General features: G+C 40.1%; 8 protein-coding genes, 1 tRNA gene, 1 pseudogene and 1 riboswitch. Of the genes and pseudogenes, 6 read left to right on the forward strand and 4 right to left on the reverse strand.

All coding sequences use genetic code 11. From position 1 onward, the window contains the following. Positions 1–108: 108 nt before the first annotated feature. Complete coding sequence (gene secA, locus IPI59_07250; protein ID MBK7527334.1) at positions 109–3501, forward strand: preprotein translocase subunit SecA; 3393 nt, start codon at positions 109–111, stop codon at positions 3499–3501. A 21-nt stretch (positions 3502–3522) separates the two neighbouring features. On the opposite strand, the gene IPI59_07255 is transcribed toward secA, so the two are convergent. After that, entirely contained in the window at positions 3523–4638 is a 1116-nt protein-coding gene (locus IPI59_07255) for a glycosyltransferase family 9 protein (protein ID MBK7527335.1), read from the reverse strand. Between the two features lie 286 nt (positions 4639–4924). Then, a riboswitch (TPP riboswitch) is annotated at positions 4925–5035 on the forward strand. Between the two features lie 293 nt (positions 5036–5328). Here IPI59_07255 and IPI59_07260 point away from each other — a divergent pair. Further along, entirely contained in the window at positions 5329–7824 is a 2496-nt protein-coding gene (locus tag IPI59_07260; protein MBK7527336.1) for a TonB-dependent receptor, read from the forward strand. Between the two features lie 216 nt (positions 7825–8040). Beyond that, positions 8041–9381, forward strand: coding sequence for a T9SS type A sorting domain-containing protein (locus IPI59_07265; GenBank protein ID MBK7527337.1), 1341 nt, complete (start codon positions 8041–8043; stop codon positions 9379–9381). A gap of 26 nt (positions 9382–9407) precedes the next feature. On the opposite strand, the gene IPI59_07270 is transcribed toward IPI59_07265, so the two are convergent. The 3 genes and pseudogenes from IPI59_07270 to IPI59_07280 all read right to left on the reverse strand — a co-directional run bounded on the left by IPI59_07270 (position 9408) and on the right by IPI59_07280 (position 11793). After that, positions 9408–9590 (reverse strand): hypothetical protein, encoded by a 183-nt coding sequence (locus tag IPI59_07270; protein MBK7527338.1) that lies wholly within the window; start codon positions 9588–9590, stop codon positions 9408–9410. A gap of 228 nt (positions 9591–9818) precedes the next feature. After that, a pseudogene (locus IPI59_07275) lies at positions 9819–10613 on the reverse strand (hypothetical protein). A 460-nt stretch (positions 10614–11073) separates the two neighbouring features. Then, positions 11074–11793 carry a T9SS type A sorting domain-containing protein gene (locus IPI59_07280; GenBank protein ID MBK7527339.1) on the reverse strand — a complete coding sequence of 240 codons (720 nt, stop codon included), beginning with the start codon at positions 11791–11793 and terminating at the stop codon, positions 11074–11076. Between the two features lie 212 nt (positions 11794–12005). On the opposite strand from IPI59_07280, the gene IPI59_07285 reads away from it, so the two are divergent. The 3 genes from IPI59_07285 (at position 12006) to IPI59_07295 (ending at position 16500) form a co-directional block, all read left to right on the forward strand. Further along, positions 12006–15515, forward strand: coding sequence for a choice-of-anchor B family protein (locus tag IPI59_07285; protein MBK7527340.1), 3510 nt, complete (start codon positions 12006–12008; stop codon positions 15513–15515). Between the two features lie 457 nt (positions 15516–15972). Further along, positions 15973–16152 carry a hypothetical protein gene (locus tag IPI59_07290; GenBank protein MBK7527341.1) on the forward strand — a complete coding sequence of 60 codons (180 nt, stop codon included), beginning with the start codon at positions 15973–15975 and terminating at the stop codon, positions 16150–16152. Positions 16153–16426: 274 nt separating this feature from the next. Next, positions 16427–16500, forward strand: a tRNA-Lys gene (locus IPI59_07295). Positions 16501–16668: the final 168 nt, after the last annotated feature.

Genomic DNA, 16668 nt, shown 5'->3' on the forward strand with positions numbered 1-16668 from the left:
TATCCGGATTTTAATTTGGTTGCTGCTTTTGCATTTTTTTATAATATGCGCATTACTTGTGTTTTTATTTTTTCTTTTCAAAAAAATTCAATCTAACCTAATCATATAATGGCCAATTTTGTTTTGCGTGTCCTTGAGGGGCTATTTGGCAAAAAATCAGACAAAGATATTAAGGCAATTATGCCTTTGGTAAATAAAATTAATGAAATCTATCCGAATTTAGCTTCAATAAGCAATGATGCACTAAGAGCCCGGACGCAAGAGTTTAGGGAACGTATTGCCGCCTACCTTGCCGATGTGGACAACGATATTGAAGTATTGCAAGAACGCGCCAATAGCTTACCTAATACGGATATTGCCGCCAAAGAAACCCTATACGCCCAGATTGATAAACGCCGCAAAGACCGCGACCAACAATTAGAGGTAATTTTACTTGACCTGCTGCCCGAGGCATTTGCCACCGTACGCGAAACTGCCCGGCGCTTTAAAGAGAACGAAACCCTGCGCGCTACTGCCACCCCATTAGACCGCGAATTGGCTGCCAAACTACCCCATATTGTTATTGAAGGAGACGAAGTAATTTACAGCAACTCGTGGTTGGCAGCTGGTAACACTATAAAATGGGATATGGTACACTACGATGTGCAATTAATTGGCGGTATTGTACTACACCAAGGAAAAATTGCTGAAATGGCCACCGGCGAAGGCAAAACACTCGTTTCGACCCTGCCTGCTTACCTTAACGCCTTGGCCGGACAAGGCGTACACTTGGTTACCGTAAACGATTATTTAGCAAAACGCGACTGCGAATGGAATAGTGGCTTATTTAACTTTTTAGATATTACCGTAGATTGTATTGACCGCTACCAACCCCATACCCCCCAACGCCGCCAAGCTTATTTGGCCGATATAACCTATGGCACCAACAACGAATTTGGCTTTGATTATTTGCGCGATAATATGACCCGGCATCCGGAAGAATTAGTGCAGCGCAAACACCATTTTGCCATGGTCGACGAGGTTGATAGCGTATTGGTTGACGATGCCCGAACACCACTCATCATATCAGGCCCAACCGGAAAAACAGGCGAAGAGGAATACCTATCCCTAAAACCACGGATTGAACATATAGTAAAAAAACAACAAGACTTAGTACGTGACTTGTTAAACCAAGCACGCAAACAAATTGAAGCAGGCCAAGCAGATGACCGCACCGGCGGTTTAGCCTTGCTTAGGGCACAAAGAGGATTGCCTAAATATACACCACTTATTAAATTTTTGAGTGAACCCGGCATAAAACAAATTTTATTGCGTACCGAATCGGCCCACCTTGAACAACAAAGTCGCCGTATGCCCGAAGCTGATGCCGAACTATATTTTGTAATTGAAGAAAAAAACAACTCGGTACATTTAACTGATAAAGGTATTGCACTTATAACCGGCGATGGCGAGGACAACAACTTTTTTGTACTTCCGGATATAGGCGCTTCATTAGCCAGTATTGATAAACTAAGCATCACAGCCGAAGAAAAAGCCCAACAAAAAGAAACTTTAATTCAAGATTACAGCGTAAAAGCCGAGCGCTTACATGCCGTAACACAACTGCTAAAAGCCTACACCCTCTTTGAAAAAGAGGTTGAGTATGTAATTATAGACGGCAAAATTAAAATTGTTGACGAACAAACAGGCCGTATTATGGAGGGCCGCCGGTATAGCGACGGCCTGCATCAAGCCCTCGAAGCAAAAGAAAACGTTACCGTTGAAGCTACCACCCAAACCTTTGCCACCATTACCTTGCAAAACTATTTTAGAATGTTCCATAAATTGGCCGGAATGACAGGTACTGCCGAAACTGAAGCTGGTGAGTTTTGGGAAATTTATAAATTGGATGTAATAGTAATACCCTCGAACAAACCTATTATCCGGAAAGATGAACAAGATTTAATTTACCGCACCCGCCGCGAAAAATATAACGCTGTAGTTACTGAAATAAGCAAATTAGTTGAAAAAGGCCGCCCCGTATTAGTAGGCACAACCAGCGTTGAAAACTCGGAAGTATTAAGCCGCTATTTAAAACAACGCAATATAGAACATAATGTACTTAACGCCAAACAACACGCCCGCGAAGCCGATATAGTTGCCGAAGCAGGTTTGCCCGGAAAAGTAACCATTGCTACCAATATGGCCGGACGGGGTACCGATATAAAATTAGGACCAGGCGTGCGCGAGGCAGGCGGATTAGCAATTATTGGCACCGAACGCCACGATGCCCGCCGTATTGACCGCCAGTTGCGCGGTAGGGCAGGGCGACAAGGCGATACCGGAAGCAGCCAGTTTTATGTTTCTTTAGAAGACGATTTGATGCGCAAATTTGGCTCGGAACGCATTGCCGGAATTATGGACAAATTTGGCTACAAGGAAGGAGAGGTAATTCAACACTCAATAATAACGAGCTCCATTGAACGCGCTCAAAAAAAGGTAGAAGAAAACAATTTTGGTATTCGCAAGCGCCTGCTCGATTACGACGAGGTAATGAATATTCAGCGCAAAGCTATTTACAACAAACGCCACCACGCCTTATTTGGCGAACGTTTATCGGTAGATTTGGCCAATACTTTCCGCGATTTGAGTGATGAATTAGTGCTCAATTTTAAACCCGGCAACGATTTTGAATCTTTCCAATTAGAGGTAATGCGTTGTTTTTCTATTGAGCCGCCTATGAATAAAACCGAATTTGCTACATGGAACGAAGCTCAAGTGGCAGACACCCTTTACAAGGCTGCCGCACAACACTATACCGAAAAAGTAAACCATATTAAACAACAGGCACTACCCGTAATACAACGAATCCGCGCCCAACACGGCGACCAATATCTTCGTATATCAGTACCCATGACCGATGGCCGGCGTGGTATGAATATTGTAATAGATATTCAGGAAGCCCTTGATACAAATTGCGCTAATCTTGTTACCGAGTTAGAAAAAAATGTTGTCCTCTCTTTTATTGACGATGCTTGGAAAGAACACCTGCGCGAGATGGACGACCTGCGCAACGAAGTGCAAAATGCAGTTTACGAACAAAAAGACCCCTTGATAATCTTTAAAAAAGAGGCTTTTAATTTGTTCAGAGACATGATGACGGGTGTAAACTCAAGCATTACCACTTTTTTATTTAGGGCACATATCTTACAACAATCTACCGAAGAAGCCGAAGCGCAACAACGCCGCCGCGCCGAGATGGAACGTCAACAGCGCCAACGCGAATTGGCTGAACGTCAACAAACACAAACTAACCGTACTAATGACGACAACGGCGAAAATGAAGGCGCTGATGTAGATAATAATGAGGCTGCCAATCCCAACAAGCGTACTACCGGCCCACGTTTGCTAAGCAAAGAAGATTACCAAGAACGCTTGCGTTCCGCCCAGCCCAAAGTAGGTGCCAACCAACCTTGCCCTTGTGGCAGTGGTAAAAAATACAAAAACTGCCACGGGAAATAAGGCTGAACTAAGAGTTTGGAATTATTTTGTCCTCAGAAATGGAATTATTTTCTCAAAAACCATTTCAACGCTTAGGCTTTGCAAAGGCTGGTAGCTAACACCTTTTGCCGCAAGGTCGGCCTCGGTAAGGGCAAAATAGCCCATAGCATTACACCATTCGCCTTGTGCAACCAAGGTGTGCGAGCTTGGGCGCAGGGGTCGTGTGCGCGTGTGGTCGGTGGGGCCGTAAAGCGCCAGCAAGGGGGTAGCCAGAGCATCGGCAAAGTGCATAACGCCAGAGTCGTGGCATACAACTAACCGGGCATATTGCAATAAATTTAGCAATTGATTAATATTGGTTTCGCCCATTGTGTTTACAATATCTTGCGGGTTACTTAGTAAGGGCAATAGGGTTTGTAGGGCGGCATTGCGGTCGCCAGCCGAGCCAACCAATACTATTTTATACTGCCCAAACTGTGTTTGTAATTTATTAATAAGTTGAGCAAAATTATGCGGATGCCACGTTTTTACTATTGCCTCGCCATTGGCCGCACAAGGTTGCAACACTATATACTGCTTGAGTGTTAGCCCATAGCCTTCTAACAATTCAATAGCATTGGCAAACTTAATGCTTGTTGGCAATATGGGTGGTATTGCCGCCGCCGACTGCCCTAATTTTGGCAATAAGACAGTTAAAAGATCCATATTAAGCAGGGTTTCGTGCCGATTTTTTGACAAAGGAACGAGCGCAGTTGGCCAAAAAATAGTAAAAAATTGCTGTATAGCCCTTGCAAATAAAGTACGTTTGTTGGTATAAACAGGTTTATGGGCAATTCGCAGGGGTATTTTGGCCATGTACGAGCCAACTAACAAAAAATTAGGTTGCGCATCGAAAGGTAAAATAATAGCCTTGTATTGAAGCGGCAATATTTGACTCTTAAAAAATTGCATTTTCGTTTGCCACGTAGCATTATTTGGCAGCCAGTGTATCTTCCGGATTAAAGACGGTTGAAGTGCAGCCAATTCGGCCACAGCAGGGTCGTTTCCGCAAATAAAATCAATATTAGCTTCGGGAAAAATATGCTTGAACGCTTGTAACATGGGCGTTTTTAAAACAAAATTGCCCAAGCCAGTATATCCCGAAAGCAATATATCCATATTTGTTTGTATGATTGGAAAAAGCAAGCAAAATTAACTATTTTAAAGCAGATTTGAATAAGAAACGCTACGGCCTATTACTTCCGGAAAATTTTTATAGATATTACCCCGTCTTAATTTATCTTTTTCGGAGGAAAGAAAACGAAACCAGCTTCAATAAGAAAAAAACATTTTTTCCTCCGGACAAAACCAACTTTAACTTGCGTTTATTTTAAAACAAAACACTTATCTTTGCACAATCCCATTGTTCATTTAATTATATCATCAAAATTATTCTTTTATTTTAGCCATGCAACGGGGCGCAGATGCAATGTATTAAATTGCCACATGCTGAGATGCCACCCATAGAACCTGACCCGGATAATACCAGCGTAGGGAAGATTGCAAACAAGACAAGCACATAAACAAGCAAACAAGTAGCGGCTAAATGGAAAAATGCTGCTGTAATTAACTAATTTGTTATAGTTTGTTTTGAAGAGAGCACAACCTTTAGTTTAAGCTCAGTTTCCGGAAAATTGAAGTTCTATAATAATGCGTTTTGTCATTTAAGTACTTTTTTTTATTAGCAGTAAGTTGTTAATTTTATTCCAACTTAAATCACATAAATTGCGTTGCAGGCAAAATTTTAGTTTAGTATAGTTTAAATTTATTTTTGCCATGCAAATTTTAAAGGCAACATTTCTTGCTACAATGTGCAAATGCTTTTGTAGCATTTTTTATTTTTTATTTTTATTATCTTTTACCGTATTGTTAAGTTGTTTTGGCAGTACAACATCGGCTTGGGCGCAATGCAGTATTTCGGGCTATGTATTATCGGCAGCTGATGGCGCGCCGTTAGCAAATGCCACCGTTCATACCACTAAACGCCATACAACTACCAACGAAAAGGGCTTTTTTAAACTTGACGGCTTGATGTGGGGCGAAATATTCATCGAAATTACTTATGTTGGCTACACCCCATACCGCAACCGTGTTTTATGCGGGCAAACCAATACTAACAACAACGAGCCGTTAACCTTAAACATTAAACTGCAGCCGGCTAATAACCTTATAAAAACTGAGGTAGTTGTAACGGCAACGCGCGTAGGAACAAATGCTGCCTCGACCTATCAAAATATAAGCGGCGAAACCTTGCGCCAGGAAAATGCAGGTCGCGACCTACCTTATTTGTTGCAACAAACCCCATCGGCGGTGGCTACCAGCGATGCCGGCACCGGCATAGGTTATACCGGATTAAGGCTTCGCGGTACCGATGCCACCCGAATTAACGTAACAGTAAACGGGTTTCCGCTTAACGATGCCGAGTCGCACCAGGTTTATTGGGTCGATTTGCCCGACATAACTAATAGCGTAGAAAATGTGCAAATTCAGCGCGGTGTTGGCAGCTCGAGCAATGGCGCGGGAGCATTTGGTGCAAGCATTAACCTGCAAACCAATACCTACCAGCCTTTAGCTTATACCGACCTTGAGGCGGGCTATGGCAGTTTTAATTCACAACGGGCGGCTCTGCGCTTTGGTACCGGTTTACTGGGCAACCATTTTACCCTCGATGGGCGCGCTACCTACCAATATAGCGATGGTTATATTGACCGCGCTTTTGCCCGCTTAAACAGCATGACTTTAATGGCAAACTGGCAAAATAAACGCAATAGCTGGCGTGCCAATTTTATTCGGGGCCACGAGGTTACCTACCAAGCATGGGAGGGCGTGCCCGAAGCACTGCTAAAAACACAACCAACTTTTAACAGCTATACCTACGATAATCAGGTAGATGATTATGGGCAAAATCATTTACAATTGTTTTATACCCGTCAGTTGCCCCAAAACTGGTCGTTGCAAATTGGACTTAACCGCACCCAAGGCAAAGGCTACTACGAGCAATATAAAACTGACCAGGTGTTTGGCGATTATGGGCTGTATCCGGATACTTTATGGCAGGTGCTAAAAAATCCGGATGGTTTGGCAATAGACACGCTTCCTATTACAAATACTGATTTGGTTAGGCGCAAATGGTTAGATAATAGCTCTTATGGCGCGGTTGCATCGGCTCGCTACGAAAAACAAGGTAAAACCTTTACACTTAGTAGTACAGCACATTGGTATAACGGCCAACATTACGGCACTTTAGAGTGGGCAGAGTATATGCCCAATGGTATTTTAAGACAACGCTATTATGACGGAACAGGTAAAAAATTAGATGCCAATATTTTTGCTAAGTTTGAATACGCCTTTTTTAATAAATGGTGGTTATTTGCCGACCTTCAATACCGGATGATTGATTACCAAATTAAAGGCACTGACGACGAGAAAGGGAGTTTAGCCCTGAGCAAAAAATGGAATTTTGTTAATCCGAAACTTGGCCTAACCTATATTTTGACCACCAATAAACAACTATATGCCTCGTTTGGTGTAGCGCATCGCGAGCCAACCCGAAGCAATTTAGTTGACAACGACACTTTGCCAACCCACGAGCAGTTGCAAAACCTCGAAATGGGCTACCGATACAAAGGCAAAACCGTACAGTTTACTGCAAACTATTTTTTAATGCTGTACCACAATCAATTAGTTTTAACCGGGAACTTAAATAGTGTAGGTGCGCCAATTCAACAAAATGTACCCAACAGTTACCGCACCGGTCTTGAACTGCAAGCCGACTGCGAAATAAACAACCGGCTTAGTTTACAAGCAAATATTGCCTTTAGTTTGCATAAAATACGACAATTTAATGTAACCGCACCAATTTATACCGATGCGGATACCTGGGGCTATCTGCGCGACACTTTATTAACGTATAAAAATACCGATATATCTTTTTCGCCAACGCAGGTTTCGGGGCTAACGCTAAAATGGCAACCCGTAAACGGTTTAAACCTCGAGTGGCAACATAAATATATTGGCGCACAATATTTAGATAATACCATGAACAACGACCGAAAATTGCAAGCCTACTATACCCAAGATATTTTAGCAAGCTGGCAGTTTGAAAAAATACCAAATATCCGGAAAATAGCATTTACTATTCAACTCATTAACTTGTTAAATACTAAGTACCGAAGCAATGGCTATACCTATTTTGCCCTTTTTCAAGGTAGTTCTCCTCAGTTAAATACTATCACTCAAAATTTTAATTTTTACTACCCTCAAGCGGAGAGACATGTCTTAGGTGGCATAAAAATAAGTTTTTAATTAGCATTTTTTGCCCTAAAAACACCACACCCAAAGTTTTTTTTGTAATTTATACGACTTTTTTAAAAAAAAAATAGTATTTATACTTTGAGATGTAATTTTGATTAAAAATTTGTTGTACTTTGGTGCTTTATTTTGTAGTATTAAAAATTAAAAACTTTAATACAACTTAGATTTAAATTACTTTATTTATTATACATTTTAACTAATTTAAACATGATGAATTTCTACAAAATTTTTTGCGTGGCGTTAATATTAACGCTTGGTAGTTTTAATGCGAGCGCCCAATGGTGTGGATATGTAAACCCAACATCAATTTTAGCTGGTTGCCCTTATTCGCTTTATCTTAATCAATTTAGCATTAATACTTTAACGCACACATTAGGGTATTATCCGACAGGTTGCCCTCCAACTGCTTATAATTTTTACGGATATACTACCACTTTAAATACTGGTGCTACTTACAGCCCTACATTTTGGGCTAACACCACTAACAACCAAAAAGCCCAGTTATGGATAGACTTTAACAACGATTACGACTTTTTAGATGCCGGAGAAGCCTCGGCAATTGCAGCCAACATTCCAACATACGGCTCCTCTTCTGTCTCTTTTACCATTCCAAATACTGCAACATCGGGTGTACGCCGTATGCGGGTTGTTTCTGATTTTTGGGGCTCAGGATGGACATTGGCTACTTGCGGTACAGCCACCTATTATGGCTATATTTACGACTACAATGTTACTATAGCCGGCTGTGGTACACCCCCCACCTTTGTTACTACCTTGCCCAGTACTAGTACTGCCAATCGCCTTTGCGATAACTCAGGCAAAAAATTGCTAACCATCACCTCTCCATCGGGCTATACCGCTACTTGGAGCAGCACAACTAATGGTGTAATTACTACCAGTAATGGCAATTACTATTTTAACCCAGGCGCTATATCTATTGACCCTGCTACTGGCTTTGGCCAAGCTACCGTTACCTTAGCGGCTTATAATGGAACTTGTACGTTTTATGTAAACTATATTGTATATGTTAAATGCTGCGGTATTGATGTTGCTCAAGTTTTGGGGGCAGGCAACGATGGTAAAGTAGATTATTACACGCTTTCTTTTAACTGTAAAAACACCAGTTACACCTATCAGCTAACAGGTGGTGGCCCGGTTACCTTTACAAAAGTTAATAAAGTGTTAATGGCTAACCATAATTGCAATAACTACTCGGTGCGTATTACCGGTTGTGGATGTCCCAAAAACTTTAACGGCGGCACATCTTGCAAAGATGACGGTAGTATAGCTAACGCTAGCTTATCTTGCTATCCTAATCCTGTTGACGAGCATACAACCGTTAGCTTTACTACTGCTACGGGTGGTACAATTGAAACCGGTATTTATAATATCAATGGTCAACAAGTAATGTCGGTATTTAATGGCAGTTTAGCCGCCGGCGAAACCGTAAATATGCCTTTAACAATTGACTTACCTGCCGGTATTTACTTTGTTCGCATGGTAAGCGATAGCGGCGAAAACATGGTTCAAAAAATTATGGTCAACTAAAAATTAATTGGCGAGAAAGCTAATTTTTATAAGTTGTAATATTTTCCGGATTTGATTAAATTGTAATAATAATCCGGATAGAACATAAAATAACTCCGGATAGTTACCTTTATTTTATTAGGGTAAACTATCCGGAGTTGTTTTTTTTGTTGTTTCAGTTTTATAATATACTTTTTCTGCAAATACAGTTTTAGAGGAGTAATGGACATTTTTAATGCTATTTTTTAGACGCTTGGTTCAAGTGGACATTTTTAATGCTGTTTTTTTATTCACTTTTTTACATTATTCTTGAATATTTTATTTCTTTGCATGTCTGTAAAAACGGGAAACAAGCTCTGCTGGGGAGCAACTTGTCAGGGGATAAAACAGATGCTTGACGAAAATGTCTTATCAAAGGCTTACTGTATATTGTAAGCCTTTGATATTTTCAGAAAGCCTTATACCTTTAAAAACCCATCTATAAATTTCATTTTCCGTTTCATTGATAGGCCATTATGGTTTCTTAATTTGTTTTTAAATCTGCGAAATGTCCATCAATAGCATTGGTTGTGTTAGGTATTTGAAGTTCCCTGTTATCGTGCCAAGTAAACAACCAAGGTAAATTATTCTTCAAACTACGATAAGCACTTCTAAGCCTTTTTATGCGTATAAAACGATTTGTTTGTAGTCGGATTTACAGTTCTCTCGTTTAGAAACACTTTCCATTTTTCAAGCCATAGCCCTAATGCTCCGACAAAGCTTTCTTTGTCTGTTTGCTTCATCAAATCTACAACATCCATCAGCTCTTGTGCAGCTTTTAGCTTTGGCTTACGGGTCAAATATCTTCGAATTATTGCTGCTTGATGAAACTGGCACATTTGAACAGGAATACCCTTAAACGACGCAATTAAGCCTTTTCTTCCGTCTCACAAACAATAGCCGAAATAGTAAAACCTCGCCTTTTTAACTCCTTAATTCCTTCTATATACAGCCCATTTGTCTCTGTCTTCACATAATATTTCAAAAGGTTTTCTTTGGTGTAGGCATCTTTAAAAAAGCATTACGCCAAAACCCCGCCCCAATAGGTGGTGTCCATTAATACAACGACTACTCTACCTGTTTTTCGTAGCCACTATTTTAATCTTGTCTAACCGCCTTTGAATCGTTTTAACAGAACAATTATACTTGTGAGCTAACTGCAAATAGGTCTGTTTACCACTTTTGTATTCTTCCCATATTTGCTCGTTATTGATGCGTTGCCCACCTAAAATTGTTTATTACAGCAGGCACATTTATATCGCTGTTTACCTTTTACTAACCCATTTTTCTTGGTAACAGAACTACCGCAGTAAAAGCACTTTTTTTATTCATAACCTTTGATTGTCCTCAAAGCTAATAATATTAAGCTTTCCAGACGATTTTAGCATCATTTTTGTCCATTAAGCCGTTTTAGATAATATATTTGAATAAGTCTAATCAATCCCGAAGGGATTTTATGTTTATAGAAAAAAACCAATAAACAAAGGGTTCAACCCCAACGGGGTCGCATAAAAACCGAATACAACCGGTATATAAATATTTGAACCCTTCGGGTTCTTATCTCTTGAAACCTTTCATTCATGATCAACAATTGTTGCCCATGCCTAATCTTCAATCTTTTATGGTTTAGAAACTTCTAATTCCTATATTTGAACAATACCGCATAAAAATTAATTAATATATTAAAATGGGCTTAATGTGTTTAAACCTACCGTTTTCGGTAACAATCTGTACAAAATATACCCCGTTGCTAACCTGTAAACTATTGAGGTCAATTATGGTTTTGTTAATTTGACTAAAGGTTTTATGAGCCACAAATTGCCCTAATGCGTTTTGAAAATTTACGGCTTTAATGGTGGTTTTATTACCCGCATCAATTAAAAGCTGCTGCCCCTGTAATAGCTGTACCTTAGGCTGTAAAACATTTGTAGGTTGTTGTGCCTGATGCTGATTAATACCTACATTCGTTTTTTTAGAGAAAAAATATACCGGCCCATCTGCTGCAGAACACATGTCTATATAAAATTGAGGAGGCGCAACAACAGCCCTGTAACACCACCCCTCTTGCATACCCAACAAAGTGGAAGTAAAATCGCAACTGCCATTATCCGGAAAAATTTTAACGTTTTCAATACTATCTGCACTCAACACAAAATCGCCATACATTGTCAGGGTAACGGTATCTGATTCAACGTGTTTGGGTGCTTGGGTAACGTAAATACCTGTTGGCTTTGAGGGAAAGGAAACGCCCGTCCAAAAATTAAGGATGCTATCGCAAACCCACTGGTCTATAAATTTAGGAATTACCACCTTGGGGTCGTCGTTTTGCGCTTGTAGTGGCAGTAAACCCAAACCCAATAATAGCAATATGCAGGCAAAAAACTTGTTCTTCATAGATTTATTTTATTTTAACAATTAACTAAAGAACTAAATACGAAGTACAAAGATAAGTAGTTGCCCGCACTACAAAAACAAACTAACGACATTTAATTGTTAAGGTCTAAAAAACATTGATTGCAAAACCGTAACTTTGGCAAGATTTCGCGCTTGAAATTAATTGCATTTTACAAAATTGTATCATTCTGTTTTTATTTTTTTTATTGTGTATGAATAAAATCATATTAACAACCGTTGCCATTTTATGTGTTTATAATAATGTTGCCTGGGCGCAGCTTAATATCGAAAAACTTGGCTATTTAGACTACGGCACTACCTGCCTTAGTAATGTGTGGGGCTATACACAAAATGGCAAAGAGTATGCCTTGGTAGGCTTGTGTAATGGCACCTCTATTGTTGATGTTACCGACCCTGCCAACCCCGCCGAAGTGCAACACGTTGCAGGCCCCGACGGTATTTGGCGCGAAATAAAAACTTGGCAAAACTGGGCTTTTATTACCAGCCAAACCGGCAGTATTGGCCTTACCATTGTTGACCTTAGCCCCCTGCCCGACACCGTTTATACTTACTATTGGAAGCAAGGTGTTTTAGGCAGCGATACCGTTAATATTACAAACTGCCACGCACTTTTTGTAAACGAGCAAACAGGTCGCATTTACCTGACGGGCTGCGATTATAAAAATAAAGGTGTAATTATGCTCGACCCCTCAAACTCGCCTCAAAACCCACAGGTGGCAGGCGTTTACAATAACCAATACGTACACGATTGTTACGAACGCAAAGACACCCTTTACACCGCCGAAATTTATGCCGGGCAATTTTCGGTTATTGATGTAAGCAAGCCCGCAACTCCCAACGTTTTGGCCGTACAAAAAACCCCCGATTTTTTTACCCATAATTGCTGGCTTACCGATAATGGACGCTACTTATTTACAACCGACGAAGTACAAGGTGCGTATATTACCGGATATGACCTTAGCGATATCAACGATATTAAAGAAACAGACCGCTTTAGAACTTATCCGCCGGTTGGCGTTATACCACACAATACCTATGTAAAGGGCAACTATTTAGTTACATCGTACTATGCCAACGGCGTTATTATTAACGACATCTCTGACCCGCACACCATCGTTGAAGTAGGTAATTACGATACCTCGGCCTTGCTTAATAATAATTTTAATGGTTGCTGGGGGGTATATCCTTATTTGCCATCCGGATTATTTTTGGCCTCTGATATGGAAGAAGGGCTTTTTATCCTTAAGCCAAGTTTTATTCAGGCAGCCTTCATAGAGGGCAAGGTAATAAGTAATTTTGGATTTGATATTCCGGATGTTTCTGTTACAATTTTAGAAGACTTAAACACGGCAGTAAAAACAAATTTTTCCGGAAAATATAAAACCGGAATTGGCACCTCGGGCGAAAAAGCAGTCGTTTTCTATAAATATGGTTTTGAACCCGACACCATTAAAGTAAACTTTGTCAATGGAGAAACGATGGAGGTAAATGTAACACTTAACCAAAAACAACCTTTTGTAGTTGATTTTACTGTGGTCGATGCAATTAGCAAAAAAATAATTCCGGATGCAAAAATTGACATAAAGAACTTTTACAAAAATCAAAGCTTAATAACCGACAACAACGGGCAAGCAAACGCAATTTTTTATTACGACGACCTTCCGAGCGATATTTTTTCGGGCGCGTGGGGCTGGCGGACACAAGGTTTTGCCAATCAAACATTAAACGCCGATACCAAAAGCATTACCATTGAATTGTTGCCGGGCTACTACGACGATTTTACCTTTGATTTTGGATGGATAGCAACAAAAACTGCCGAAAAAGGACAATGGACACGCACCAAACCCATAGGCAAATATTTTATTGGCGATACTATTGTGCCGTTTGCCGATGCCACCAACGATATTGCCGACCTTGCTTTTGTAACCGCTAATAGCATATCTGAAGATGCCCCAAATGTAAGCAAGGGTTATGTTATGCTTACCTCGCCCGCATTAAATTTGGCTGCCATTGAGAACCCAAAAATAAGCTATCAACGCTGGTTTTATACCCAAAATCCTGGCAGCGACGACCATTACCGCGTTTTGCTATCGAATGGAACCGACACCGTTGAGGTGGAAGCCTTAGACCTTAATTTTACCCCACTAAGCGAGTGGGTAACCCATACTTTTACCGTTGCCGATTATTTGCCACCCACCGATGGCTTATTTTTAATTGTATTAGTTGAAGATTTGGAAACGGGCAATAACCACATAACCAACGGCGGTTTCGATGTGTTTGAAGTGCTGGGACAATCAAAAAAACCTGTGGCCAAGTTTACGCCAACTTCAACCACTATTTGCTTAAATGACAATAATTCAGTAAAATTTTTAAACACCTCGCTTGGAGACCCGGCCACCGAAACAATTTGGTATTTGCCCGGCAGTACAACTCCCGTTGTTATAAATGACCCGTCGCCAACCGTTACCTACCCCAATGCCGGAACCTATGATGTAGGCTTGGTTGTAAAAAATGCCTACGGTAGCGACTCGGTGTATTTTGCAAATCTTATTATTGTAAACCCTAAACCAAATTTTGAAGTACTAATTGCTACAAAAACCTACCCAAATATTGACCCTTTATGCGAAAACAGTGTGTACGAATTAGGTATTAATGCCGATGTGCCAATAGAATCCTACTTTTTTGAAGGGCCGGGTATTATTTTTGACGCTGTATCCGGAAAATATAGCTTAAACACCACCCTGCCCGGAACTTACACCTATACCGCTACTGTAACCGACAATAATGGCTGCACTAATCAGCTCAATTTTAATCTTGAAGTACACGCCAATACTAACCCGCCGGTACTAACCCTTGCAAATTCGGAGGCAATATGCAGCAATAATAATACTACCGTAAATTTGCAATTTACCGCCGATATGCCTTATACCACCACTTGGAATACTAATTTTGGCAGCTTTGAAAACACAACAACTGTTACCCCACCTGCTACCTGGGGCAATGACGGGTACGCCTGCGTACACCTCGAAGGGCAATTTTGCAGCACAAAAACTCAATTTGATACTTGTATTTATGCTAATATTGCACCTAAAATTGACACTATAACGCCTTATTTTTACAACGAGGCACAACAAGCATGGATACCCTCGGATGGAATATTAACTAACGACCATGTGCTTTGCACTTCAACTCAAAATAGTATTAAGTTACAAGCTACCGCAACAAATTTGCCCTTTAGCACGCAATGGAGTGGCGAAAATTTAATACCCGCATTTGTAAGCGCCAACGGAGATTCAATAGTTTTAAACGAATTTAATTTTGATTTGTCTTATTACCTAACGGCAAAACTTATAGATGCTAAAGGCTGCCAAACAGAAAATGTTTTTGAATTTTTAGCAGCTGCTTGTATTGATGGAATTAACGACTTGCGACCTTCGGAATTGCAATGTATAGTACAACCCAACCCTGCTACCGAGCAGGTAATTATTGTAGTTACTTCAACGAAATACGATAATGAACCTATTGAAACTCGGTTATACAACGCCTTAGGGCAAGAAGTATGGCGCGGGCAGCCTCAGTATCCGGATGGATTAAATCGATTACAAATGGTTGTTCCATTGCAAAACTTAGCATTCGGCATGTATAATTTAGTGGCGTGGTGCGGTAATACCTATGTGAGAACGGCTATTGTACGGCAATAATCGAAAAATTTATGAAAAAAAAATGCACACAAGGAAACTATTAGACAATTACTTTCGTTTTTTGAACAAGCAAAGATCTAAATATCGTTTTAACAGCTACAAAAATGGCTAATTTTATCAACAACCCAAGGCCAATATTTTTATCATGAGGCAATTGTCATTCACATCAGTTCGAAGAATAAACAAACATATAAAGTTAATAATAAAAAAGTATTACGCATAATATCTTTTTTATGTCTGTTAACCGCCGTGTTTGTTATTGTAAATTCAAATACGGCGGTTTTGTTTTATCTCAAAACTATGCGCTTATTAACAAAAATAAAATTTAAACTCATTTTGCTCCCATATATACTACCAACCACATCCTCAAAACAATCAGCAGCTAATTAATTACAAGGCCACTACACCAGCTTATTTTAAACATTTCTTTATCTATCACACAAAACTCTACATTCTTATGTTCACATATTTTTTACCCTTGTCGGATCATCAGCATCCATTTTCGCGCCATTTGGCTAAGAAATTATATCATTTTGATGAAAAAGAGGAGGCAAATAGCCAAAAAGACGAAGCTCCAGCCCCACAGCCAAGCCAACGTTTGCGCAAATTGTTTGGCGGCAAGGCTTTTAATAAATAGCTTTTTTGCTTTCTATTTCTGTTGAGGCAAATTGTTAACCAACCATCTCACTCCGATTTAGTTTGTCGCTAAATTTTTGACTAGCTTTAGTTGAATTAAAGGTTACTAAAAGAAATACAGGCTCAAATCCTGTATCGGAGGTTTTTTATAGATACGAGCTATGCACTTTCAAAGCCCTTATTTATCGTTTGGTAAATGGGGTTTTCAAAGCCAACTCACTGCCCATCGGGGCATTTAAAACAGCATTTAGCTGTTGTTATTTTCAATTTTCAGGGCGCTTGTAGCTTAAATGGTAGCAGCACCGCACTTTTAATGCGGGGGTTAAGGGTTCAAATCCCTTCGGGCGCACACAACCAGCCTTATTTTAGAAACACTTTTGTAGATGACAACTATATAAAAAACACTCCGGATGAATTAGCATTTTAAAGCCAATTTATCCGGAGTGTTTTTTCCCTTTGCCCTGCAAAACAGAATACTACATATCAATTAATACAAGGCTGGGTAATCTATTTGTTT

This window comes from Sphingobacteriales bacterium (assembly GCA_016706405.1).
Classification (GTDB): Bacteria; Bacteroidota; Bacteroidia; order Chitinophagales; family UBA2359; genus BJ6.

What these genes read in the sequence shown, in the direction of transcription:
- IPI59_07265 (MBK7527337.1), top strand. Translation starts at nt 8,041, where the DNA reads ATGATGAATTTCTACAAAATTTTTTGCGTGGCGTTAATATTAACGCTT.
- IPI59_07270 (MBK7527338.1), bottom strand. Translation starts at nt 9,590, where the DNA reads ATGTCCATTACTCCTCTAAAACTGTATTTGCAGAAAAAGTATATTATA.
- IPI59_07290 (MBK7527341.1), top strand. Translation starts at nt 15,973, where the DNA reads ATGTTCACATATTTTTTACCCTTGTCGGATCATCAGCATCCATTTTCG.
- secA (MBK7527334.1), top strand. Translation starts at nt 109, where the DNA reads ATGGCCAATTTTGTTTTGCGTGTCCTTGAGGGGCTATTTGGCAAAAAA.
- IPI59_07260 (MBK7527336.1), top strand. Translation starts at nt 5,329, where the DNA reads ATGTGCAAATGCTTTTGTAGCATTTTTTATTTTTTATTTTTATTATCT.
- IPI59_07280 (MBK7527339.1), bottom strand. Translation starts at nt 11,793, where the DNA reads ATGAAGAACAAGTTTTTTGCCTGCATATTGCTATTATTGGGTTTGGGT.
- IPI59_07285 (MBK7527340.1), top strand. Translation starts at nt 12,006, where the DNA reads ATGAATAAAATCATATTAACAACCGTTGCCATTTTATGTGTTTATAAT.
- IPI59_07255 (MBK7527335.1), bottom strand. Translation starts at nt 4,638, where the DNA reads ATGGATATATTGCTTTCGGGATATACTGGCTTGGGCAATTTTGTTTTA.